16 protein-coding genes are annotated in these 24,217 nt (G+C 58.5%); all 16 read left to right on the top strand.

Going from position 1 to position 24,217, the window contains the following annotated elements; translation table 11 throughout:
* Positions 1-38 precede the first annotated feature (38 nt).
* The 16 genes from tssF (at position 39) to NUW46_RS18585 (ending at position 24,193) form a co-directional block, all read left to right on the top strand.
* Positions 39-1,811: a type VI secretion system baseplate subunit TssF gene (gene tssF, locus NUW46_RS18660; RefSeq protein WP_418140936.1), complete on the top strand. Its 1,773-nt coding sequence runs from the start codon at positions 39-41 to the stop codon at positions 1,809-1,811.
* Positions 1,775-2,791, top strand: coding sequence for a type VI secretion system baseplate subunit TssG (gene tssG, locus NUW46_RS18655; RefSeq protein WP_418140935.1), 1,017 nt, complete (start codon positions 1,775-1,777; stop codon positions 2,789-2,791). Before tssF ends, tssG begins: the two co-directional genes overlap by 37 nt.
* Positions 2,792-2,811: 20 nt before the next feature.
* Complete coding sequence (gene tagH, locus NUW46_RS18650) at positions 2,812-4,128, top strand: type VI secretion system-associated FHA domain protein TagH (protein ID WP_418140934.1); 1,317 nt, start codon at positions 2,812-2,814, stop codon at positions 4,126-4,128.
* Positions 4,125-4,658: a type VI secretion system lipoprotein TssJ gene (gene tssJ / locus NUW46_RS18645; protein ID WP_418140933.1), complete on the top strand. Its 534-nt coding sequence runs from the start codon at positions 4,125-4,127 to the stop codon at positions 4,656-4,658. The genes tagH and tssJ overlap by 4 nt, the downstream gene beginning before the upstream one ends.
* On the top strand, positions 4,658-5,992 hold the full coding sequence (tssK, locus tag NUW46_RS18640) for a type VI secretion system baseplate subunit TssK (protein WP_418140932.1): 1,335 nt from the start codon (positions 4,658-4,660) through the stop codon (positions 5,990-5,992). Before tssJ ends, tssK begins: the two co-directional genes overlap by 1 nt.
* A 3-nt stretch (positions 5,993-5,995) precedes the next feature.
* Positions 5,996-6,823, top strand: a complete 828-nt coding sequence (gene icmH, locus NUW46_RS18635; RefSeq protein ID WP_418140931.1) for a type IVB secretion system protein IcmH/DotU — start codon at positions 5,996-5,998, stop codon at positions 6,821-6,823.
* Positions 6,824-6,833: 10 nt separating this feature from the next.
* Positions 6,834-9,470 carry a type VI secretion system ATPase TssH gene (tssH, locus tag NUW46_RS18630; protein ID WP_418140930.1) on the top strand — a complete coding sequence of 879 codons (2,637 nt, stop codon included), beginning with the start codon at positions 6,834-6,836 and terminating at the stop codon, positions 9,468-9,470.
* Between the two features lie 166 nt (positions 9,471-9,636).
* Complete coding sequence (locus tag NUW46_RS18625; RefSeq protein ID WP_418142062.1) at positions 9,637-11,211, top strand: sigma 54-interacting transcriptional regulator; 1,575 nt, start codon at positions 9,637-9,639, stop codon at positions 11,209-11,211.
* Positions 11,208-11,855, top strand: coding sequence for a type VI secretion system-associated protein VasI (vasI, locus tag NUW46_RS18620; protein ID WP_418140929.1), 648 nt, complete (start codon positions 11,208-11,210; stop codon positions 11,853-11,855). The genes NUW46_RS18625 and vasI overlap by 4 nt, the downstream gene beginning before the upstream one ends.
* A 34-nt stretch (positions 11,856-11,889) precedes the next feature.
* Positions 11,890-13,329, top strand: a complete 1,440-nt coding sequence (gene tssA / locus NUW46_RS18615; protein WP_418140928.1) for a type VI secretion system protein TssA — start codon at positions 11,890-11,892, stop codon at positions 13,327-13,329.
* A gap of 32 nt (positions 13,330-13,361) precedes the next feature.
* Positions 13,362-16,955, top strand: coding sequence for a type VI secretion system membrane subunit TssM (gene tssM / locus NUW46_RS18610; protein WP_418140927.1), 3,594 nt, complete (start codon positions 13,362-13,364; stop codon positions 16,953-16,955).
* A 116-nt stretch (positions 16,956-17,071) separates the two neighbouring features.
* Positions 17,072-19,150, top strand: a complete 2,079-nt coding sequence (locus tag NUW46_RS18605; RefSeq protein ID WP_418140926.1) for a type VI secretion system Vgr family protein — start codon at positions 17,072-17,074, stop codon at positions 19,148-19,150.
* Positions 19,150-20,016 (top strand): DUF4123 domain-containing protein, encoded by an 867-nt coding sequence (locus NUW46_RS18600; RefSeq protein WP_418140925.1) that lies wholly within the window; start codon positions 19,150-19,152, stop codon positions 20,014-20,016. Before NUW46_RS18605 ends, NUW46_RS18600 begins: the two co-directional genes overlap by 1 nt.
* Complete coding sequence (locus NUW46_RS18595) at positions 20,009-22,876, top strand: toxin VasX (protein WP_418140924.1); 2,868 nt, start codon at positions 20,009-20,011, stop codon at positions 22,874-22,876. Before NUW46_RS18600 ends, NUW46_RS18595 begins: the two co-directional genes overlap by 8 nt.
* Complete coding sequence (locus NUW46_RS18590) at positions 22,851-23,723, top strand: hypothetical protein (RefSeq protein WP_418140923.1); 873 nt, start codon at positions 22,851-22,853, stop codon at positions 23,721-23,723. The genes NUW46_RS18595 and NUW46_RS18590 overlap by 26 nt, the downstream gene beginning before the upstream one ends.
* 20 nt (positions 23,724-23,743) lie before the next feature.
* The gene (locus NUW46_RS18585) at positions 23,744-24,193 is read left to right on the top strand and encodes a DUF4124 domain-containing protein (RefSeq protein WP_222465608.1); all 450 of its coding nucleotides are present in this window, start codon (positions 23,744-23,746) and stop codon (positions 24,191-24,193) included.
* The last annotated feature ends 24 nt before the right edge of the window (positions 24,194-24,217 follow it).

Below are 24,217 nucleotides of genomic sequence, written 5' to 3'. Positions count from 1 at the left end.
TACCGACCGGCTCATACTCCCAAGGATTGGGTAGTTGTATGAAGTTGAATCGCTTTTATAGAGACGAATTAAGCTTTCTCAGGCTTCAGGGCCGGGAATTCGCGGACGCCCACCCGCAGCTCACCCGCTTTCTCTCCGAGCAGAGCACCGATCCGGATGTGGAACGACTGCTGGAGGGTTTTGCCTTCCTGACCGGCAAGCTGCGGGAAAAGGTGGAGGACGAATTCCCTGAGATTACCCACTCCCTGCTGAACATGCTGTGGCCGAACTATCTGCGGCCGGTACCCAGTTGTACGATTATGCGCTTTGATCCGCAGTTGCATGCAATCAGTGAACGCCAGAGGGTAGAGCGTCATACCGAGATCAAGAGCCGTCCGCTGGGCGATGCGAATCGTCAGACCCAGTGTCGGTTCCGCACTTGCCGGGCGGTGGATGTATTTCCTGTGAGCGTTGCCGCGGCCCATGCAGAGCACTCACGGGAAGTGTCCTCAGTGACCGTGGACCTGGCACTGCACACTGATCAGCCTCTGTCGTCACTGGGCATGGACAGCCTGCGCTTTTATCTGGGCGGCGAGAGTCATATCGCCGAAACCCTTTTTCTCTGGTTGAACCACTATCTGGAACGCATTGATCTGGTGGTGGGTGACGCTGTTTATCGCCTGCCTGCCTCACTGTTGCAGCCGGTAGGCTTCGGCAATGACGAAGCGTTGCTGCCGTACCCAAAGAACGCATACCCCGGCTACCGCATTTTGCAGGAATACCTCAGCTTCCCTGAGGCCTTCCGTTTCGTGGACATCCATGGCTTTTCCAAACGGCTTCCGGCAGTACAGGCGGACGAAATCAGCCTGCGTTTCCATTTCAGCCGGATATTGCCACCGGATGTGAAAGTGCGGGAGGAGAATTTCCAGCTCTACTGCACGCCGGCGGTCAACCTGTTTACCCACGAGGGCGAACCGGTGGATCTTAACGGCCGCCAGACGGAGTACCGCATCTCGCCGTCCAGCCGCTCCCCGGACCACTACGAGGTGTTCAGCATCGAGCAGGTCGAAGGCTGGCTGGAGGGCCGGTCCGGGCGCGGTGAACCGCGCATCTACACCGCATTCGAGAGCTTCCAGCACGAGGTGGAGCGGGATCGCGGCCGCAACGCCCTGTACTACCGGGTTCGGGCACGGGACAGTGTGCGCGGTGACGGCTTTGACCACTACATGGCTTTCGTTCGGGGCGACGAGTCCGAGTGCCTGAGCCGGCAGGAAGCGATCTCCCTGACGCTTACCTGCACCAACCGCCAGTTGCCCAGCCAGTTGGCTGTGGGCGAAATCTGCATGGCCACCGAGAGCACGCCTGCTTTCGCCACTTTCAGCAACATCACGAGGCCCACCGCGACGCTGCGGCCAACCTTGGACGGCAGCCTGTTGTGGACGCTGATCTCGAACCTGTCCCTTAACTATCTGTCAATGCTGGATGTGGACGCCCTGCGCACGGTCCTTCGAGTCTATGATTTTCGGGCCCTGGTAGACCGCCAGGCAGAACGGGTGTCCCAGAAACGACTGGCTGGCATTATCGGGATCGAGACAGCTCCAGTTGACCGGATGGTCAGGGGCCTGCCGGTGCGTGGCATTCGCTCTGTGCTGAAGCTGGATCAGCAGGCTTTTGCATCAGAGGGCGATCTCTATCTGTTCGGCACAGTTCTCAGCCAGTTCTTCGCCCTGTACGCCAGCATCAACGCATTTCACCAACTGGAAGTGGTGAACACTGATAATCAGGAACGGTACACATGGACGTTACAGCAAGGTCAGCAGCCGCTGATGTAGCCGAGCTGCAACCCGTCCTGGGCAATGCGCGACGCTATAGTTTTTTTCAGCTGGTGGATCTGATTCACCGGCACCACGGGGACGATCTGGAGCGAAACAGCGAAGACCAACCCCGCCAGGAGCGGATCCGGTTTTCTGCCTCTGCGGGTCTGGGGTTTCCCGGCAGCGATGTGGTTTCGGCGCTTTCGCCGGAGCACGAGCACGCGCCGTATCAGATGGAAGTCAGCTTTCTGGGATTACACGGCTCACAGTCGCCGTTGCCGGGCTATTACCTTGAAGATCTGGCCTGGGAGGCGGGGCAGAATCTGGGCATCCGGCGGCATTTTCTTGATTTTTTCAATCATCGCCTGGTCACGCTGTTCCATCGGGCGTGGCGCAAATATCGCTACTACGTTCGGTTTCAACCGGGTGCCTCGGATGGCTTTTCAGAGCTGATCTTTGCCCTGATCGGGCTCGGCGACAGCCGGTTGCGGGAGGCGACACCGGTTAACTGGTCAAAGATGCTGGCCTATTCAGGCTTGATGGCCGGTCGCAGCCGGTCGCCGGAGGTGGTGAGCGGCATCGTCGCCCATTGCTTCGATCTGGACGATGTCAGTGTTGAACAGTGGGTCCTGCGCAAGGTGGCCATCGCCGATGATCAACAGACCCGACTGGGCCAGGCCAACGCCTGTCTGGGCAGCAACACATTGGTGGGATCGGCCATCCGGGATCGCAGTGGCAAATTCGTGCTCCGGTTGAGGAATCTCAGCCGAAAGCGCTTTGCGGATTTCCTGCCCAATGGCCAGGACCACCAGCGCCTGGTCAAACTCGTGGAGTTCGCCACACGGGAGCAACTGGCTTACGACCTGGAGCTTCAGATGCGTCCGAAGGACGTTCGCCCCATGGAGCTGGGCGAGGATGTGCGGCTGGGCTGGAATTCTTTCGTGACACCGGAGAAGGCCCGGCGCCGACCGGCAGTCCGGATTCAGATTCGCCGGTAATTCCTGCAAGGAAGGTATTCATGGATGAACCAAAGGCCGAGGGCCTGAAACTGACCGTCACCAATCCGACCGTTGCCGGCGGTGGGGTTACCGCAGAGCACTGTTTCAGCGTTCGAGGCGGCTCCATCGGCACCGCAGCCAGTGATACCTGGCGGTTATCTTCTCATCGAACGGGTGCGGTTCCCGGCCACGCGGAAATCCGGTTTCTGGATGGCGGTTTCTGCCTGATCGATCGCAGTGGCCGGACCTACATCAATAGCGCCAGTCAGCCTGTCGGCCGGGGCCGTCGGGCACGACTGAATCCTGGTGATACCGTCAGCATTGGCCGCTATCAACTTCGTGCGGAGATGGCCGAGGGTTTTGGTGAAACTTTGCTGGAGAGAGGTGAAGCAGAGCGGGCCGGGCAACTGGTTAATGTCGATGAAGGACCGTTGCTGCGAGCTGAGAGCTCAACCGGACCAACCCCAAACCCGGAGCCGCTGCAGAATTTTGGCCGGGTAGCCGCGGAGGCAGTCAGTGATGACCCATTGGCACCCTGGAACGATCAGCCGGACGAACAGACGTCGGATCCTGACGCACTGATGGCGAATGAAACCTCCTGGCGAGCTGCTGAAAGGGAGGTTTCGGATGAGTACCGTGAAAACCGAGACGTAGCGATGGGCCTGCCTGTTCGCAAAGGAGAAAAAGACAGGATGTCTGAGATTGCAAAGAACGCTGGTCGCCAGGAGCCTTCAGATCAGAGCAGTAAACACATCAGTGGTGCCCCCCTGTTGCGTGGTATGGACGCCGGGCTGGAATTTGCTGATAGCGATGAAATGCGCCTTTTCCTGGAGGAAGCGGGGCAGACCCTGAAGGCGACCGTAGAAGGGTTGTTGGCGCTGCACCAGGGGGAAGACAGCCGGCATCAGGCGCTGAGAACCCGCCTGCAACCCATTGAGGATAACCCGCTTCGGTTGGGTGAGGGTTATGAAGATACAGTGCAGACCCTGTTCGCCAGCCACCGCAGCCCGGTTCACCTGTCGGCGCCGGCAGCGGTCCGGGAGAGTCTGCAGAGCCTGAATCAGCACCAGCAGGCAACCCGTGACGCCATCAGCGAGGCGCTGGAGGCCATCCTGCACGCCTTTTCTCCCGAGGCTTTGCTGCGTCGTTTCCATGGTTACCGTCGGGGACTACGCCAGAACGAGGACGAGGGAAGCTGGGCCTGGGATATGTACCAGCACTATTACCGAGAGTTGAAATCCAGTCGTCAGCAGGGATTCGAGCGTTTGTTCCAGGAAGTGTTCGAACAGGCTTACGACCAGAACTTGCGCCAACTACAGAGGGAGAACCCGTTGTGAAGACCTGCAAATGGAGTTTGCTGGCCATCGTATTCGTGATTGCCGGATGCAGCACACCCTATAACGCGGTTACCAAAACCGCAAAAGTGCTCTGGGACCCTGATATCCCGGTCGGATACCCTGAGGATCTTCCCAGCCGGGTCGGTCTGACCATGGTGGCTGAACCGGATGTAAATCCGAATGAATCCCTGGCACCCACGCCCGTTGCGTTTCAGATCATCGAGATGCGCGACAGCTCACTGTTGATGGCCGGGGATTTCGACCAGCTATTAAGCGACTTGGAGTCGTCCCTCGGCCAGAACTATGTGGACCACAGCGATTATTCTCTTGTGCCGGGCCAGTTCAAATTCATCGAACCCTTCGAAATTGGCGAGGACACCCGATTTATCGGCGTCATTGCCTTTTACGCCTACCCCAACCTGTCCCAGTGGAAAAAGGTGGTGAAGGTGGATCCGATCGGGGGCCGCTACAACCTGCTGGTGAACCTGCGGGAGCGGGAAGTTCAACTCAAGCATTCGGATGATACCTGATGGCGGTAACCAATCGAGTCGTCTGGAGTGACGGCCTGTTTATCAAGCCCCAACACTTCCAGCAACAGCAGCGATACCTGGAACACCAGATCAATGAGCGGGCGCTCGCGGTCTCCGATTATCTGTACGGCTTCAGCGACTTGGAACTGAACTCGGAGTACCTGAGTTTCGGCCGGGTTGGCCTGGTTCGGGCATCCGGGCTATTCCCGGATGGCACTCGTTTCAGCCTTCCGCAGGACGATGTGATGCCGGAGCCGATGGAAATCACCGATGCCTCAGTGGCCAATCAGGTCGTCTATCTGGCTTTGCCTCTGGGCAGTGAAAGCCTGGCGGAAGTGGAATGGCCAGACGCGCCTGTAGCCGGTCGGTTCCGTGCCGACTCCCGGGAAATCCGGGACCTGCATTCGATCGACGGCGATGCCCACACCATTGATGTGGGCCGAGTGGCGCCCCGCCTGATGCTGGAGCGGGAAGATCGCAGCGCCTATGCGGCCCTGGCGATTGGCCGGATCCTCGAAAAGCGCCCGGACGGAAGCCTGGTGATGGATCCGAACTTCCTCCCTACCATGCTGAGTGTGCGAGCCGCACCCAGGCTGCAGCGATTCGTCGGTGAAATGGCAGGCTTGATGCGGGAGCGGGCACGCAATATCGCCGAGCGTGTCGGAGCCCCAGGGCAAGGCGGCGTTGCCGACGTGGCGGACTTTATGTTGCTGCAGATGCTGAACCGGGCTCATCCCAGGTTCATGCATCTGGCCCGCCTGCGCCAGTTGCATCCCGAGCGGCTGTTCGAAGCCCTGCTTGAACTTTGTGGTGAGCTGGTGACCTTCACCGATGAAGGGCGCTTGCCGAGGGAGTATCCGGCCTATGACCACGATCTGCCTGAGGATTGTTTTAGCCCGCTCATGCAGGTTCTGCGGCAGTCCCTGAGTACGGTGCTGGAACCGAGGGCCCTGGCAATCCAGCTCCAGCAGCGCCAGTACGGCCTGACCGTTGCTCCGGTTCAGGATGCCCAGCTGGTCCGGGATGCGGAATTCATTCTTGCGGTCAAAGCCGACATGCCGTTGGACGATCTGCGCAAACAGTTCACCCAGCAGTGCAAGGTGGCCTCCGTGGAAAAAATCCGCGACCTCATCAGCCTGCAACTGCCGGGTATACCGCTCGCCCCGTTACCGGTCGCACCCCGGCAGTTACCGTACCACGCCGGCTTCGTCTACTTCCGCCTGGACGACCAGAGCCAGGCCTGGCAAATGCTCGACAACGCTAGCGGCTTCGCGTTCCACGTAGCCGGCAGTTTCCCGGGCATGGAAATGCAGTTCTGGGCAATCAGGAGCTAAATCATGGCAGATGCACAGGTAATGGACTTACCCAATGGCAGCAGGAATTCCGGCAGCCGTGCGTTCAGTGATCTGATTTTTGCCGACAGCCAGAGAGGAGGTGAGGGCAACAGGGACGGCCAGGTCGACCAGCAGTTCCAGCTCAGAGGGTTGGAAAATAACCGTCTGATTGACGCGGCCACACCACTGCTTGGGCTGGTCATCAGGATACGCAGGTTGGCAGAGTATCGCGCGGTGGAAACCCTCTACCAGCAGGTGGTGGATGAGATTGGCGCCATCGATCGGGAACTGGTGGAAGAGGGTTACGATCGGCCGGTTGTTGTCGCCTACCGGTATGTCCTCTGCGCCTTCATCGACGAGGCAGTGCTGGGAACTGACTGGGGCGCCCACAGCGTCTGGTCACAGCACTCGCTGCTGTCCCGCTTTCACAACGAGACCTGGGGTGGGGAAAAGGTGTTTGCCATTCTTGCCCGGATGGAGCAGGAACCGGCCCGTTATCGTGACATGCTGTCGTTCATCTACCTGTGTCTCTGTCTGGGTTTTGAAGGGCGGTACAAGGTGATGGAAAACGGTCGGGATGAATACGACCAGATTGTCCGGGGCCTGCACGAACAACTGAAAGCTTTACGGGAGGAGCAGGACCTGGAGCTTCTATCGGATGCCATGGCGAACGTGACACCAACCCGGAACCGGTTGCGCAGCGGCATGCCCGTCTGGGGCATCGCTGGTCTGTTTGTGGCGGCCATGGCCGGAATCTACTCCCTCTACAACACGGCACTGAACGAGCGCATCACGGACGTACTGCGCGTACTCGACCAACTACCGAAATAAGGATATTCACGTGATTCGGGTAGAACTGCCGGCGCTGATCGGGCGCCTCAACGACATTTCACGCCAGGCCCTGGAAGCCTCAGCCGCCCTGTGCATCAGCCGCCAGGGCGCCGAGATTACCCCGGCGCATTTGCTGTTCAAACTGCTGGAAACGCCGTTCTCCGACGTGCGCCAGATACTGGAGCATACCGGCATTGAGCATCAGCAACTGAAACCGCTGGTGGGCGACAGCCTGCACGGCGAGGCGCAAAGCGCTGAGCCCTATCCATCCTTCTCGCCGCTGTTAGTAGAGCTGATGCAGGATGCCTGGCTACTGGCTTCCACCGAACTGGGCCACACCGAATTGCGTTCCGGCGCGGTATTCCTCGCCCTGCTGATGAATGCCGACCGATACCTGATGCCCCGGGTGGCAAAGGCACTGGTGGACATCAACCGTGAGCAGTTGCGCAAGCAATTTGACCGGCTGACGAGCGGATCCGTCGAACGCCCGCAGCTGGCGGAAAACGGCGCGGACAAGCCGACCGTGCAGTCCGATATGGACCCGCTCACCCGCTACGCCAACGATTTCACCAGACTGGCCCGGGAGGTCAAACTGGACCCCGTGGTTTGCCGTGACGCCGAGATCGACCAGATGATCGACATCCTCTGCCGCCGCCGCAAGAACAATCCCATTGTGGTGGGCGACGCCGGCGTGGGCAAAAGTGCCGTGGTGGAAGGCCTCGCCCTACGCATCGTCAATGGCGACGTGCCCGACAGCCTGAAAAACGTTGAGCTCTGGACCCTGGACATGGGCGCCCTGCAGGCTGGTGCCTCGGTGAAAGGCGAGTTCGAGAAACGCCTGAAAGGCGTGATTGAAGCGGTCAAAGGCTCTGCCACGCCGATCATCCTGTTCATCGACGAAGCCCACACCCTGATCGGCGCTGGTAACAGCGAAGGTGGCTCAGACGCCGCCAACCTGCTTAAACCGGCTCTGGCCCGGGGCGAGCTGCGCACCATCGCTGCCACCACCTGGCGCGAGTACAAGAAATACTTCGAAAAAGACCCCGCCCTGAGCAGACGTTTCCAGCCCGTGGCCCTGGACGAGCCCACACCAGGCGAGGCCGTGCATATCCTCCGTGGCCTTCGCACGGTCTACGAAAAAGCCCATCAGGTATTGATCACCGACAGCGCCCTGAGAGCCGCCTCGGAGATGTCCGCCCGTTATCTTGCCGGCCGACAACTGCCAGACAAGGCCATCGATGTTCTCGATACCGCCTGCGCCCGAGTCAGCCTGAATCTGAGTATGCCGCCCCGGCGCCTGAGCCACGTGCGCAGCCAGCTGCACCAGTTGGCGATGGAGCAGAACCTGATGAACCGGGAGCATGCCCTCGGTCAGAGCGTGGATAACGAGCACGAGCGCGCACTGCAACAAAAGATGAACGATCTGACCGCCGAAGCCGAAGCCCTGGATCGGAGCTGGAACGACCAGCGGGAACTGGTCGCCCAACTGGTCGACATTCGTGAGCACCTGCTAAAGGCAGACTCCGAGGTGGAAACGACTGAGGCCGCAGAGCTGGCGGAGGCCGACCACGAAGAACGCCCGGATTTGAAGAGCGAAGCCGCGGCGATCGAGCAGGAGCTGTTGGAACTCCAGGCCGACGAACCGCTGGTCCACGCTCGCGTCGACGCGCGCCAGGTAGCCGAAGTCATCGCCGACTGGACCGGCATCCCGGTCAACCGCATGACCACCGACGAGCTGGAAAAAATCACCCATTTGCCGGCGTATCTGCAGGAGCACATCAAAGGCCAGGACACCGCCATCGACTGCCTGCACCAGCACCTGCTCACCGCCCGCGCCGACCTGCGCCGGCCCGGTCGCCCTATGGGCGCGTTCCTGCTGGTGGGCCCGAGTGGCGTTGGCAAAACCGAAACAGTGGTGCAACTGGCCGAGCTGTTTTACGGCGGCCGCCAGTTCCTGACCACCATCAACATGTCCGAGTACCAGGAGAAACATACCGTCTCTCGGCTAATCGGTTCACCTCCGGGGTACGTTGGCTTCGGTGAAGGCGGCATCCTCACTGAAGCCATCAGACAGAAACCCTACTCAGTGGTCTTGCTCGACGAAGTCGAAAAAGCCCATCCGGAAGTCCTCAACCTGTTCTACCAGGCGTTCGACAAAGGCGAACTGGCCGACGGTGAAGGCCGATTGATCGACTGCAAAAACGTCGTCTTCTTCCTCACCTCCAACCTCGGCTACCAGACCATCGTCAACCACGCCGAGTCCCCGGCCAGTCTGGAAGAGGCCCTGTACCCGGAATTGGCCAACTTCTTCAAGCCCGCTTTGTTGGCAAGGATGGAAGTGGTGCCTTATTTACCCCTGGACGAGGAAACCCTGAACCGCATCGTTGGCTACAAACTCCAGCGCCTGGCGGGCCAGATCAAGGCCCGTTACCACGCCGACGTGGAACTGGAAGAAGGACTTATCGAGGCTATTCGAAGCCGTGCGACAAGAAGTGAAAACGGCGCAAGGATGCTTGAGTCGATCATAGAGGGTGAATTGTTGCCGCCTGTTTCACTGGCGTTGCTGGAGAAATTGGCGGCGCGGGAGCCGGTAAGAAAAGTGACTCTCGGTGTTAATGAGCAACAGTTTGTGGGAACTGTCGTTTGAGGTAACTGGAGGTAGCGGACCCTGTGGTTCGGCTTTCCAAATACCCTGCGGAGCCATGGATGGCGGAGCGGAGCGTACAAGGATGTATTCACAGCGTGTTTTGGAAAGCCGAACCACAGGGTGCGCGGTCGGCGAGAACTCAATAAAGGGAACAAGAATGGGACGGATGCAGATGGAACTGCACACCGGCATTGACCTGGCGGTGGCCCTGATCCAGCAGGACAACCTGCCGGACCTGCTGAAAACCGCCACAAAGCAGCTGGAAAACGCTTTCGGGCTGACCCGCTGCTGGGCGCTCGAACTCGACCTCAGTGGCCGAACCCTGCACTGCAGTGATTTGGCAGAACACGGCGAATTCGACTGCGGCGACTTCAGCCACCCCTTTGCCCACGTACTGCAAACCGGCAAAGCCCGTGAACTTACCCGTGCCGCCAGTTACCGCCTGGACCACGTCGGCTTCCAGGCCCTGTTCGAGGCCAGCGATCGACCGCGCTCCCTGTGGCTCGAGCCCCTCACCGGCAATGATGGCCGAACCCTGGGAATACTTGTTCTGTGTCGAGACGAACCCGACTGGGACGGTATTACCGGCCAACCTCTGTATGGAGGCTTGCGGCAACTGCTTGTTCATCAATGGATTACCCAGCTTCAGAGCCGCGATCAGGTCTGGCAACGCCGCCTGCTCAAGCGGTCACTGGATCATCTGCACGACGCCGAAAGCGTTCGCACCCGCTGCGAACAACTGGCCCGAACCCTGGTCGGCAACTCACAGGCCATGACCAGCCTTCGGGCCCAGATCGTCCGGGCCGCCGGCAGTCAGCTATCCGTCCTGGTGCAGGGTGAAACCGGATGTGGCAAGGATGTGGTCGCCCGCGGTATCCATGAATTGTCCAATCGGGCCGAGGGCCCGATGGTGGTGGTCAACTGCGCCGCCATTCCGGATACCCTTCTGGAAAGCGAACTGTTCGGGCATACCCGAGGTGCGTTTTCAGGTGCCGACCGGGACAAACAGGGGCTTCTGGCGCAGGCCAACGGCGGCACCCTGTTCCTGGATGAGATCGGCGACATGCCCATGGCCCTGCAGTCGAAGCTGCTCCGGGTGTTGGAGAGCCGTCAGTTTCGCCCGCTCGGGGCCCGCAAGGAACAGCATTCGGATTTTCGCCTGGTAGCGGCCACTCACCAGCCGCTCCAGACACGTATCGAAGACGGTCGCTTCCGGCGGGATCTGTTTTACCGCCTGAGCCAGTTTCCACTGAGGGTGACGCCCTTGCGGGAACGCCCCGACGACCTCGAAGCCCTGAGCCGTCATTTCATTCGGCTGTATACCGAGCGTGAGGGTAGCGGGCCCATGGGAATTTCCAGCCACGCCCTGCACCTGCTGGCTGGATACGATTTTCCGGGCAATGTCCGTGAGCTGCGCAACATCATTGAACTGGCCTGTCTGCAGACCCCGGGCGGAGATGATATCCAGCCTGAAGTTCTGAGGATAAATGACCTGTTTGAAGAGTCATCAGATGGTTGGACCAGCGCACCATGGGATGTCGGAGACAGAAATCCCGTTGATCTGCCCGCAGTGGAAGACATCCGGGATCTTAAAGCCGCAGCACAGGCCTTTGAGGCGGCAATTATTCGTGAGCGTTTGCGCCAGTATGGTGGCAACCGGGCCCAGGCGGCGGAAAGCCTCGGTCTGCCAAAGCGGACCCTTGCCCATAAGTGTCTGAAGTATCAGGTGGCAGAGTCATGAGTCACCGCAAGCTGCGATTAACCGGTCGAGTTGTCGGGGCATGGGCTCTGGCTTTTCTGGTCTCCCATGCCTGCGCTGGCCAGCTTGAAGATGCCCGGGCCTGTACCAGTGAGCCCCAGCGACTTGAACGGTTAGCCTGCTTTGACGAGGTCTTCGGCACTCCCCTGGCGGTATCCAGCGAGAAACATGTGGCCCCGGACGCCCGGCGATCTGAGCGATGGCGGCAGGCTTACGCCAGCCTTGATGGCAAGAATGCCGGTGCTGGCGTGCTCTACCGGGATACCGGAAAAGCGGCTGGCCAACTGGTGACGGTTCCGGCTTTGGGGGTTCAACCTCCCAGGCCGCTGCTGGCTCTTCAGTGCCACAACAACATCACGGAACTGACGCTGATGCTGCCCAAGGCAATGGACCAGGAGCGGGTTCAACTGGGATTTGGCCGGGAACAGACTGTCTGGCGGGTGCGGGACAACGGTTTCGTACTCAGCGGCGGCCGGGGACTGCCAGCCATTCGTACCGTGAAAGCCATGATCAACGGCACAGAAGCCCGCATCGACTCGCCCAACAGCCGCATTGACGGCCTGCTGTTTGATCTCTCGGGATACCGCCGGGCGATCGAACCGCTACGCGAGGCCTGTGGTTGGTAGATCCCGGGTGAACACAGTGATTCAGGACAGCAACATGCAGATCATTGAGCAACATCCCTACGTTGAACAGGTCGTCTCACCATTGCCCGGCGATTCCGGTGTCGGCGAGGCACTCGGAGACGATGCAACGCTCGAGTTTCTGGAAAACGAGATCATGAAGGTGGGCTCGCTGGCCCATAACGATATCGATTGGAGCAAGGTGGAAAGCGATGCGCTGACAATTCTTTCAGACCGAAGCAAGGATCTGAAAGTTTTGGGTTTTTTGCTGATCGCCCTGCAACGTGGTGGCGACGGTGAACGCTTCGCCCTGTCCCTGTACCTGCTGCACCGGGTTCTCGACGGGTGGTGGGAGCAGACCTGGCCGTACCCCGGGGACAAGGGCAAGCGGGCCCGCAAGATGATGTTCACCCAGATGCTCCAGCGCGCTAGCAAGGGTATAGATTCCCTGGCGTTCGATGGCAGTGTTGGCGATGGTCGGGCTTTTTGCCTTGAACTTCTTGCCAGACTGGTGGACCAGGCCGATAGCCTGGAATTGCCGGGCGAGTCGCTGCAGGATCTCAGACGGGCGGTTGAAAAGCTGCCCAGGGTGAACGACGCCACGTCAGCCCCCGAACCCCGTCCATCGGCAGGGCAGCAGGCCAACCAGGATTCCGGAACGGAAACGCCTGAGCAGAAACCCGCACAGCCAAAGCCTTCCCTGGGATCGCTCACCCTGGATCCCGGTGACGAAAGGGCAACCCGACAGAGTCTTCTGAAGGTTGCGGACATGCTTACCGAGGCAGAGCCGGATCAGCCTCTGGGATACCAGATTCGCCGTTACGCTATCTGGCAGAACATCACTACGGTGCCACCGACACGGGACGGAAAGCGGACCGATCTTGCCGCCGTAAGTGCCGATCGTGTGGCCGATTATCGGGAAGCCCTGGAAAAATCAGCAGATCTGGCGTTGTGGCAGAAAATCGAGCAGAGCCTGTCGGTCAGTCCGTTCTGGCTCGACGGCCATTGGTTAAGTGCCCGGGTAGCCGGGGCCCTGGGCCACCATGCCTGTGCTGAAGCCATCCGTGTGTCTACAAAGGAGTTTGTTGAGCGCCTTGCCCAGTTGCCGGAAATCACCTTCAACAATGGCACCCCGTTCCTTTCCCGGGAGGCGGAAGAGTGGCTCTGGTCCGTGCCAGCGACCGGTGGTTCCGCCTGCGGCGCCAACGCCTGGGAGCAGACTTACGAGAAGGCCCGGGAGCTGGTCGCGCAAAAGGGACTGGCTGCCGCGATGCAACTCCTGGAAGACGGGCTGGCGGAAGCGAGAGAGCCAAGAGACCGCTTTTACTGGCGCCTTGCCAGCGCCCGATTAATGAAAGACGCGGGCCTGAAATCACTGGCCACGCAGCAGGTTCAGGATCTGCAAACGCAGGTTCGCGGGCTGGCTCTCGAGGACTGGGAGCCCGCCCTGATCAGACAGCTTGAAAAGCTGGGCTGATCCCCAGAACACACCAAGGAATCACAGCAGGAATGGACACCATGTGGAGAAAAGCTTTACTCATCGGTCGCTGGCTTCTGCCATACCTAAAAAACGCAGCCCCGGTCACCCTGACACTGGGCGTTATTGCCTTGCTGGCTGCCACCTGGTGGCTGGGGCCGCGCTGGCAGGTGAATGGTGAGTTTCCATTGGCGGCCTGGCAGATGCGGGCCCTCGTTACCCTGGGCGTTGTCCTTGTGGTCGCGATGGTGTGGGGCATGGTGCTGGCGCGCCGTCTGCGCAAGGTGAATGTCAAACAGTCCGAGGCGCAGAAGGAACAGGAAGATCCGATACTGCCCATGGAGCGCAAGCAGCAGCGCCTGCTGGATCGACAACTGGCGGCCCTGAAGAGCAACCTTCCGGGCCGCAAAGGCATTTACCGGCTGCCCTGGTATCTGGTGATGGGGCTTGAAGATGCCGGCAAGACCAGCCTGATTCAACGCTCCGGACAGACCTACACGCTCACCAATGTCACCCGCAACAATCGGGGCGATCGCAATGCCTTCGGTTTTGACTGGTGGATCGGCGATGAAGGCGTGCTTATTGATCCGGATGGTGAACTGCTGAGCCAGAGTCAGGGTGAGGGCGCTGGCGCTGAGATCCAGCAGCGTCTTTGGAATCATTTCATTGCCTGGCTTGAGCGAAATCGCCCGCAACGTCCCCTGAATGGTGTGGTGTTGACGATCGATCTGGCCAGATTGAGCGTGGCAGATCCTGACCAGAGGCGGGATCGGGCCATCCTTTTGCGCACGCGCCTGCGGGAACTGATGGAGCAAATCGGCTCCCGCCTGCCCGTGTATGTCACCTTCACCAAGATGGACCTGCTCTACGGTTTTGGCCCGCTCGTGCGGACCCTGAGCAAGCAGGAGAAGGAACAGGCCCTTGGCTTTACCTTCAGCCTCGAAGGCCAGATGGATAACGACGATTGGCTGCACCAGTTCGCGGACCGATACACCGCCATGGTTGAGCGGCTTACAGATCGATTGCCGGATGTTCTGGCCAATACCCGGGACGCCGAGGAGCGGGCAGCGGCCTATTCCTTTACTCGCCAGCTTGCCGGCCTGAAGCCTGTTCTGGAGCAGTTCCTGACTGACCTGCTGTCGGCAGATGTGTTTTCGACGCCAGCGATGGTGCGTGGCACCTTCTTCACGTCGGTGTTGCAGGAAGGCGTGCCGGAGGATGCCTTTGTCTCAGCCGCCGCCGCCAACTATCAGATTGCCGAGCCCATTCAGCCGGCTCAACGGTCAGGGCAGTCCGCCAATCTGTTTACCCGTGAACTGTTTCCCAAGATCATCTACCCGGAGGCCGGCCTGGCCGGTGATAACCGGCGGGTGATTCAGTCCCGGCAACGCCGGCTGGCCGTGGCCGCCGTGGTGGCTATTTGCGCTGGTGCGGGTCTGACTGCCGGCTGGCAGCATTTTTTTATCAGGAATGCAGAGGCCGCTGCCGCCGTGGAAGCTCGTGTTCAGGGCTTTATTGAAAACTGGCAGCCTGTTGGTTTCGAACCGGACAACACCGGCCGGAATCTGCTCGGCCCGCTGGATGAGCTCCGTGAGGCGACTCTGGCTTTTGGCGACCATCGCCGGAACTGGCCGTTGCTCAGTGATATGGGCCTATACCGTGGCCATGAGGTTGGCCCGGAAGTGGAGGAATCCTACCTCGACATGCTCGCTTACCAGTACCTGCCAGCGCTGATGTTCGGTGTGATGGCCGAGATGGGCCGGGCGCCGGACGATAGCACCGAGCGCCTGGAGCACCTGCGGGTGTTGCGGATGCTGTATGACGCCAGCGGTCGTCGGAACGATATTGTGACCCGCTACATGCAGAACTACTGGCAGCAGGCGTTTCCCGGCCAGAGCGACCTGCAGCAGAGGCTCATGGGTCATTTGGACTATGCCATGGCCCATACCGATCTGGCGCGTCTCACTCAAGAGGGAGATGCGGTTGCAGTTATGACCCTGGCGCCGTTCCGCAGCAGTGTCCAATGGGCGCAGCATGAACTTGGACGGGTTGCCACACCAGACCGGGTCTACCGGGATCTGGAAATAGAAGCAGAGCAGGAGTTCCGCACTCCGTTGGAGCTGGCACGTGCAGCCGGGCCAGCATTCAGCACGGTATTCAGCCGGGTAGATGGCTATGGCGAGCCGGTCGTATCTTACGGATCGGGGGAGGAAGATCCATTGACCATCCCCGCGTTGCTGACCCGGGAGGGGCTGGAAAAATGGTTCCTGCGTAAATCCGGCTCGGTTACGGAGCTGGCCCTTGTGGACGCCTGGGTTTTGGGTCGCAGGGACAACGTTGAATTCAGCAAGGCGGATGAAGCCAGACTGCTGGCCAGTTTGCAGACCCTCTATGCTGAGCACTACGCCGAGGCCTGGCGTACTGCCTTGAGCCGCATCGATATCCAGCGGTTTGAGGACCTGAACCACGGCGTACGCATTCTCGAGAGCCTGACCAGTGGCCACGAGCCTCTGGCAAGCCTGCTCGGGCAGGTTCGCCATAACACGCGTCTTGTGCCTTCCGCCGAAGTGGAGAGTGCCGCAGCCCGGGAGCTTCTGGAGCAGTCGCCCCATTTCCGCATGCTGCAGGATATTGAACGCCAGTTTGCGGAGCTCAACGATTTGACCCGGGATAATGGGGATCAGCCAACCGGACTTGAACAGATCATGCTGGTGGTCGGCGAGCTTCACGAGTACATACGTAACATCCAGGAAGCGCCAGACAAGGGCAAGGCTGCATTGGTCGCTGCCCGGGCCCGTATGGGCCTGCAGGGTGCGGACCCGATCTTCACACTGCAGCGTATGGCCGATAACCAGCCCGAGCCCCTCAATCGGCTTTTGACCCGGTTGGCCACGGAAAGCTGGCGAGTGGTTCTGGACCAGGCGGTGGCGCAGCTGGAGCGTGAGTGGTATCGAGAAGTGTATCAGCCCTTCCAGCAGAATCTGGCCCGCCATTATCCGTTTAATCCGGACTCCGGGCGGGATGTTGCACTGCAGGACTTTGAACGGTTCTTCGCCCCGGGCGGCGTATTGGACGCCTTCTATCAAGACAACCTGAAACTGTTCCTCGAGGATCATCCCGAACAGGTAGGCGATGCCCGACGAGCGGGACTGGTGCGCGGTGCGGTACTGACGTCATTGGAAAATGCCGACCGAATCAGAAGGGCCTACTTTACCCGGGGTGGCTCCCTGGATGTGGAGTTCTCGTTGGAACCGCTCAACCTCTCAGCCAACAAGCGCCGCAGCGTGGTTAACGTGGACGGCCAGTTGGTGGAATTCAGCCACGGGCCGCGCCAGAGCATTCCCCTGGTCTGGCCCAACACCCTGCGAGACTCTGTTGAGAGCCGTATTACTCTGGTGCCTGTCCAGGTGAACCGTTCACCCCGAAGCCTGTCGGAAAGCGGCCCCTGGGCTCTGTTCCGACTGCTCGATAAAGCCGACATTACCGGCGTGAGCAGCAGCGCGGTGGACGTACGGTTCCGGGTTGATGATGGGGATATGCGTTATCGCCTGCATGCGGCCAGCAATACCAACCCGTTCACACAGCAACTACTGGCGGGGTACCGCATACCCCTTAGCTTGTATTAAACTCTCGCATTAAATCAGGACCGCCCTGATGAGAGCAGGACGTTTTCATCAGGGCCGGGCCTTCGCACAGGATGGTGCGAAAGCCCGGACTTTTTTCTTCTTCAGGGACCGAAGACATGCCCCAGGCAAGCGGACTGCAATTCACCGCCACCATAGGCGAATTCCCCTCTGATCACTTTTCCGTTGTTGGCTTTGCGCTGACAGAACGACTGTCCGAGCTGTTTCAGGGACGTATTGACCTGGCCAGTACCGATCCATCTGTTGTCGCCTCGAATGTGCTGGAGCAACCGGTGGACCTGGTGGTCTGGCAGGATGGGGCACCACTGCGTCGTTTTACCGGTGTAGTCAGCGAATTCGCCCGTGGAGATTCCGGCCATCGACGTACCCGCTATGAGCTGGTGTTTCGGCCACCGCCCTGGCGCCTGTCGCTGATGCACAACAGCCGTATTTTCCAGAACCGGGGCACGGATGAGATTGTGCGTACCCTGCTGGAGGAGCGTGGGATCGTCGATACCGTCTTCGACCTTAAACGCGGTCCTGAGGAGCGGGAATACTGCGTCCAGCACCGGGAAAGCGATCTGGCCTTTGTCGAACGCCTGGCTGCGGAGGAAGGCTGGCACTACCGCTACCAGCATGGCGGCCTGGATGGCCAGGAGCCACCTGCACTGATTTTTGCCGATCATCATCGCGATTCGCCCAGGCTTGAGGCTGCCCCATACAACGAAAAAGCAGGAGGGAGTGCCCGAACGCCCTGTGTGTTCCGGTTTGCGTACCGGGAGCGGGTGCGCCCCACTTCGGTCGTCATGAAGGATTACACCTTCAAAAACCCGGCTTACGCCCTGATGCATGAACAAGCTGGCGACCAGATCCTCCACCGGACGGACTACCAGCACTATGACTACCCTGGCCGCTTTAAACAGGACGCCAGTGGTCAGCCGTTCACTGAAACCAGGCTGCAGGCCCTGCGCAGTGACGCCAGCACAGCCTTTGGCGAAAGCAATCGCCCGGATTTCGCACCTGGTGCCCGGGTGGCACTGACCGACCACAACAACGAAACCCTGAATCGCGACTGGCTGCTTACGGCGCTCACCCACACCGGCTCTCAACCCCAGGCCCTGGAAGAAGAGGGTGGCAGCGAACCGACACGCTACGGCAACCACTTTAGCGCCATCCCCGCAGACCGAAGCTGGCGGCCGCTGTGTGAGCACAAACCCCTGATGGACGGGCCCCAGATGGCCATGGTTACCGGCCCGGAAGGCGAAGAAATCCATTGTGACCAGTACGGACGGGTGAAAGTGAGGTTTCCCTGGGATCGCTATGGGGCCAACGATGAACACAGCAGTGCCTGGCTTCGGGTCAGCCAGGAGTGGGCCGGCGGCCAGTATGGATTCACCGCATTGCCGAGGATCGGTCATGAAGTAATCGTCTCCTTCCTGGACGGAGACCCGGACCAGCCCATCATCACCGGCCGAACCTGGCACGCCACCAACACGCCACCGTATGCGCTGCCGGAGCATAAAACCCGCACCACCCTGAAATCCAAAACCCACAAGGGCGAGGGCAGCAACGAGCTGCGGTTTGAAGACGAAGCCGGCGAAGAACAGATCTACGTTCACGCCCAGAAAGACCTTGCACTGCTCACGAGAAACAACCGCACTGAAGTCATCAAGAACGATAGCCATCTGACCGTGGCAAACGAACAGAGGGCCCACATCAAAGGCAATGAACACGCCAAGGTCGAGCGTGAGAAACGGGAAAAAACGGGCAAGGATCGCAGTTTGAACGTCACCGGCACACTTCACGTCAAGGTCGGCACCGCCTGGCTCAGTGAAGCCGGCACCGAACTGCACATCAAAGCCGGGCAGAAAACCGTTATCGAGGCGGGTGCGGAAATCACCCTCAAAGCTGGTGGCAGCTTTGTGAAGATTGATCCCAGTGGCGTGGCCATGGGAGGCGCGGCGATCAAACTTAATGCTGGAGGTTCGCCGGGTAAGGGGAGCGGGCAGGAGGTTCAGATGCCGGAGATGCCCGCCCTGGTGGAGAAGAATGGGGGGGCTGTTGCGCCGGTGGCCCTCCCGGAGGCACCCCAAAGACTGATGGCCAAGTCCGACCAGATACGTGCCATCAAGAATGCCGCGAATCAGGGGAAGGGAATTTGCCAGGTCTGCTCATCAGAATCACAAGGTGCGATCTGATGGGGTATCTTGCTGGACTTCCCGGTAAGGGTAAGACGTTCATTCTTATTGATGGCGCCAAAGTAAATAATTTGCCCCAGGTTATTTTTCGTGAGATCGAAACACCTCATTGTGATGCGCTCTACAGGGAAACTGAGCTTGTCGACTTATTGGAAATTTCACCGTGGCTGGTTGAAGCGGGAATAGATAGCTCCCTGGCACTGAAATGCTTCGACGATTGGAAACATCAGGGTGTTGCCATTGTATTGCGGGCTGACTGTCACTTCGAAGAGGTCATGCACCACTTGCGTGGATTGCTTTTGGCGAGGCTGGTCACAGGAGATGAGGTTGTTTTCCGGTTTTATGATCCTGAAATCGCGCGGCACCTGTTGAAGCTGGATGCATCAGGTGAAAATGTGAGGCGATTGATGGGGCCTTGTAGCCTGTTCGCCATTCAGGGGCGCCGAACTGGTGAGTGGGACTATTTTCATAATGATCAGCCCAGTATCGAGCAGCAGGCTGAGAGGTTCAGCATCCTTGAGGAACACCAGGTTGCCATGGAAAGAGCGGCCGAAAAGACAGCCCTCAGAAAGCTAGAACTTCACGTTGCAGACTACTTTCCCCATTTGCTTCAGAAAACGGATACCGATGGGCAGGATTGGGGGACGGTCTCTGCTTTAGTCGACGCTGCGAAAGCGCGGGGGCTCTGCAGTACCCGAGATATTGCGCTGTTTATCAATACGATTGGCTGGCTTGGACACCAGGCATTCGACAACAGTGAAGTACAGAATCTGTGGAAAGAGCATTCCGCAGCGCCAGGCAGAGCCATAGCGCGAATTGCAGAATTCGCCGAGAAAAAGTCAACGGAGGGACTGGTTCATGGGTAGTGCAAACAGCTCAGCGTTTTTACAGGGTGCTGATGATATCGACTCAGCGGCGCAGATGTGCCCGCTTCCGCTCAAAACCGTTGCGTTGTATCCGGTACGTTGGGCGATCAGTCAGGAAGAGGTTGCTTTACCCTCCAACTTCCGTCCACCTTCCGTGGCGCTTGGAACTACTCATTACTGTGTTCGAAAACTGACACCTGGTTGGGTCTACATGTTCTCCGAAGTTTTCGGAGCGCTGCATGAATACCGGGTCAATGAGCAGGGCCTGATAACCGAAGTACAGCCCGGTGTGAACTCGGTACTGCTTCCAGGTGCCGACGCACAAAGGGCTTTGCCCGCCATACACCACCCTGCAGAAGGCAAGGTGCTTCTGAAATTCGTGCAGCATCGGTGGACTGTGCGTTTGCAGGAACTAGTACGAACGGACGCACAAGTTCGTGAAGAGCACATGCAGTCGTTCGACCTGAGCGGGCTTCCGGAAAATCGTGAAGACATAAATATCAGTGAAACCGAAGCCATAAACGAAGTGGTTGAAGATTTTCGGCCAGAGCCAGTGGATTTCGAGTGGAGCTTGACGGATTTTGCACAAGGAATCAGTGAGTCGGATTTGCAGGGGCAGTGCAAAAAAGAAACTGAATTCTCTTACTGCGTCGCCCTTGCCGATGAAATAGGTATCGCCTCTGAGCTGGGCCAACTCCATGCCCTTCATGTAAACCTGATTACGAATTATGCGGAGGAGAACGCCTACGCCTACACCATCTCCCAGATGGTGGATGCGCTCATCGCCCGTGAGGCCAGCAAGAAGGAAACGGAAGAAGACCGGCAAGTAGTGACCGAGGAACTAAAAGAAAGAATTCGTTCAGGGGAAAAAGACGCGTTCGTTGAAAGCTACCACACACAGATTGAAGAGTATGACCAGGCCCGTGCACTGGTGTTCGATGACTGGAAGCGGTGGATCGACTCCGACCAGTTGGCCGGGAAGCTGGAGTTCAACGACTGTTATTGCGCGGAAGGGTTTGAGGCGGTTGAGCAGGAACTGGCGGATATACTGGACGGATATGTCGGTGCGGAAAAGGGCAAGGAAGACGCCGAGCGGTGGTTGGAAGCAGACGAAGGCGAAGCCGGCACTGTCGGTAACATGCTCAACACCGTGTTGTTCCTGGCATCTGCCACCAACGGTATTGCCCAGAAACTGAAAGACCTCCCCGGTTTTGATTTTGGTCGCCTGAAGATTGTGAACAATATCTTCGACATGCCGGCGTATGTGCGCGTGAGCACCGCCACCGACGTCTTGATGCTGGAATTTGCCGCGCCCGCCGCAAAGTTGGGAGCCTGGGCGAAAGACCCTCAGACTTGGCCGCAGTGGAAAAAATGGACCAAGGCTGTCCAGAAACGCTATGGGATTGATGTTCACCGGCAGGGAATAACCCTGAATACCGCAACGGACCTGCTCATGGCGGTCCACCGCACGTCACTGGAAGCCGCTGGCCATAACCAGTCTGAGCTGACAATGACGCCGCTGGCTGCCGGCATGGCGGATGCCAGGATCAGGAATTACCTGCGAGGCACCATGATCGACGTGTTCCACCTGACCCCGGACTTTAAGGACAATCCCTTTGGCTGGCTTCATACCCGGTTGGACCCGGTGGTTGAAAGCATTAAACAGAACCGGGGCAAGTTCATTGGGGCTGTGACCTTCTTTCACGCGATTAATGTGGCAAGCCTTTTCTCCGGCCTGGACAAGACCCAGCAGGATGTAATGCTGGGCGATCGATCCGTCATCGACCGGTGGGGGTATTTTGTATCTGGCCTGTGGAGCATCGGCGAAGGTGTGGTTAACCTCAGCGGGTTGCTGATCAAGGAGGAGTACGCGAAAGCTCTCGGGGCAAACCTGTCGGCAGCTGGGGCGAGGGTGTCGGTGGCTCTACGTATCTTAAAGGATGTGAAAATTTTGTCTGTTGCTGCAAAGAGCTTCGTGACAATCACCACAAAGACCCTTCCCTACGTAGGTGTTTTACTGTCGATAGGTCTGGAAGGAAGGCTGGGCCTCAAGGCCTTGGACACAGGCCATCACGCTATGGTGGCCCTGTCTGGGCTCCAGATAGGGCTGAGCATCGGTATCACCTACCTGGCTACTCTGTCGGTGGCGGGTGCGGTTACCACCGGGGTAGGCGTGGCCGTTGTGCTCGTGGTCGGCGCGGTTCTGATTGCCATCTCCTTCGTTATCAGCATGGTACAGCTATACATCGCCCGGTCCCGGATCGAGGACTTCCTTTCTATGTCATTCTGGGGCAATGCGCCCACGTTGCGTTACTGGGATGAGAAGTCCAGGCCATCGAGCGCGGAACTGCTGGAGGAAAGCCGAACCGTTTTTTCTCAGGATGAAGGCGTCGATGTCAGGCGTTATTTTGAAGCGGAATTGGATTCGTTTTATTACATGCTGTTTTCTCCCATTGTTCGGATAACCGAGCACATCGGTCGACATTGGGATATAAACCGGGGTGAGCATCAGGTCATGTCGGAAATGACCTCTTTTGTGGTGTATTTGCCGGGTTACAGTGATGGGAGTTGCACGTATTACATCAGGCTGTTTGAGGTGGACACCAACTGGTTTGGGAAAGATGAACCGAAGGATATCTCAGACTTGTTTCATAGGAGGAAGCAGTTAGACGCGTCTACTGGGGGTGTTTTATTTCGGTTTGACCACTACAACCACAACAAGTGTGATCAGCTTGAAATGCTGATTGAGTACGAGAAGGACGGCCGCAAAGTCACGGGTGAAAACGGGCTTCGTTTTATTCTAGACGGTAACGATGTAGAGGAACTGGGTGTCGATGAAAGACTCGCCTTTGAAGTGTGATTTTCCGGAGACGGGCCTGGAGCAACAGCTGGAAAAGAAGCTGTACCGTACTCATGGTGGGCGGCTCGCCAGCCCGCCGGGCAGGAAGGTGTCGGGAGTGTCCGATTCCTCGGAAGATATGGATCAGGGTGTCGCTTACATTAGTGAACGGTTCATAGACATTAGAACTGCCTTCTTGTCTCTTCGAAGGGCCATGCCAGTCATCGTAAGTATGTTCATGATAATTGTCCTGGCGTTGGGTTGGGTTGTTAGCTTGTTCTACTCAAAGGCGTTGCTTGGAGTATTGATCGCTTTTGGTCCTGTATGGGTAGCCGTCTACCTGTTCGAGATTTTCTTTCCGTACACGCTGCCGGTCCGGATCGACCGTAAGGAGGGGGTCGTTTACATAGGGCACCGCGGTACCTTCTACAGGATTCCCTGGGACGAGCTGGAAGTGACCTTTTCCTACAACTGGCAGTATCTGGGCTCTGGTGTTGTGTGGGAGCGGCAGTACTACGCCCACCTGTTCATGCGGGAGAAGCATTACTTTTGCGGGAAGCCCCCTAAGATGCCCCTGCAGCGCAAGAAGATCTATTCTGGGTTTAAAGAAGAGAATATGTATCGGAAATGGAATTTTATTGTCAGGTATTACAACGAGGGAGTTATTGAAGAGGATAAGGAGAATCTCTACGGAGCAAATTATGACTCATATAATCAGCACGTGGCTGGCCAAATCGGTCGTCGTATTTTTGGGAATGTATTATTTTTCTTCTTTATGCCGACCATAATATGGTCGAAGTATACACCCTTTAAGTACAAGTGGCCGAAGGCGATTGAAGCCATTTTCGGTAAAGCCAACTACTACTAGCCTTTGAAAAGGAATTCGCAGTGTCTGTAAAAATTGCTCTAACGCTCCTCTGCCTTCTCCCCCTCTCCGCAAACGCCGGCGTCTACAAATGGGTCGATGCCAACGGCCAGACCCATTTCGGGGACCGTCCCCCGGCCAAGGCGGCATCAAGTGAAGTCTCGGTGAAGGCCGCTCCGGCCAGTGTGGATGCGGGAGTGCGGGAACGGCATCAGAAGATGACCGAGTTTCTGGAGCAGCAGCAGGAAGAGCGTGAGGCCCGGCAGGCCGCTAGTGCCAAGGCAGAAGAGAAAGCGGAGACGCAAGCTGAGCTGTGCAGGAAGCTTCGGGCGCGCCTCAAGTATCTGGCTAGCGTCTCTACCTTTTACAACGTAAACGATCAGGGGGAGCGGGTATTCGTGAGCGAGGCTGAGAACACCCGCATTCGCGAAGATTTCCGGGAAAAGGTGAGGAGCACCTGCGGAAACAACTAATCCGCTGTTGATGACCAGGGGCGG

It is taken from the genome of Marinobacter sp. MA, assembly GCF_048298425.1.
GTDB classification, from domain to species: Bacteria; Pseudomonadota; Gammaproteobacteria; order Pseudomonadales; family Oleiphilaceae; genus Marinobacter; species Marinobacter salsuginis.
This window is presented reverse-complemented; position numbering and strand designations above follow the sequence as displayed.

What these genes read in the sequence shown, in the direction of transcription:
- NUW46_RS18590 (WP_418140923.1), top strand. Translation starts at nt 22,851, where the DNA reads ATGAAAGACTCGCCTTTGAAGTGTGATTTTCCGGAGACGGGCCTGGAG.
- tssK (WP_418140932.1), top strand. Translation starts at nt 4,658, where the DNA reads ATGGCGGTAACCAATCGAGTCGTCTGGAGTGACGGCCTGTTTATCAAG.
- vasI (WP_418140929.1), top strand. Translation starts at nt 11,208, where the DNA reads ATGAGTCACCGCAAGCTGCGATTAACCGGTCGAGTTGTCGGGGCATGG.
- NUW46_RS18605 (WP_418140926.1), top strand. Translation starts at nt 17,072, where the DNA reads ATGCCCCAGGCAAGCGGACTGCAATTCACCGCCACCATAGGCGAATTC.
- tssG (WP_418140935.1), top strand. Translation starts at nt 1,775, where the DNA reads ATGGACGTTACAGCAAGGTCAGCAGCCGCTGATGTAGCCGAGCTGCAA.
- icmH (WP_418140931.1), top strand. Translation starts at nt 5,996, where the DNA reads ATGGCAGATGCACAGGTAATGGACTTACCCAATGGCAGCAGGAATTCC.
- NUW46_RS18600 (WP_418140925.1), top strand. Translation starts at nt 19,150, where the DNA reads ATGGGGTATCTTGCTGGACTTCCCGGTAAGGGTAAGACGTTCATTCTT.
- tssF (WP_418140936.1), top strand. Translation starts at nt 39, where the DNA reads ATGAAGTTGAATCGCTTTTATAGAGACGAATTAAGCTTTCTCAGGCTT.
- NUW46_RS18625 (WP_418142062.1), top strand. Translation starts at nt 9,637, where the DNA reads ATGCAGATGGAACTGCACACCGGCATTGACCTGGCGGTGGCCCTGATC.
- NUW46_RS18595 (WP_418140924.1), top strand. Translation starts at nt 20,009, where the DNA reads ATGGGTAGTGCAAACAGCTCAGCGTTTTTACAGGGTGCTGATGATATC.
- tagH (WP_418140934.1), top strand. Translation starts at nt 2,812, where the DNA reads ATGGATGAACCAAAGGCCGAGGGCCTGAAACTGACCGTCACCAATCCG.
- tssA (WP_418140928.1), top strand. Translation starts at nt 11,890, where the DNA reads ATGCAGATCATTGAGCAACATCCCTACGTTGAACAGGTCGTCTCACCA.
- tssM (WP_418140927.1), top strand. Translation starts at nt 13,362, where the DNA reads ATGGACACCATGTGGAGAAAAGCTTTACTCATCGGTCGCTGGCTTCTG.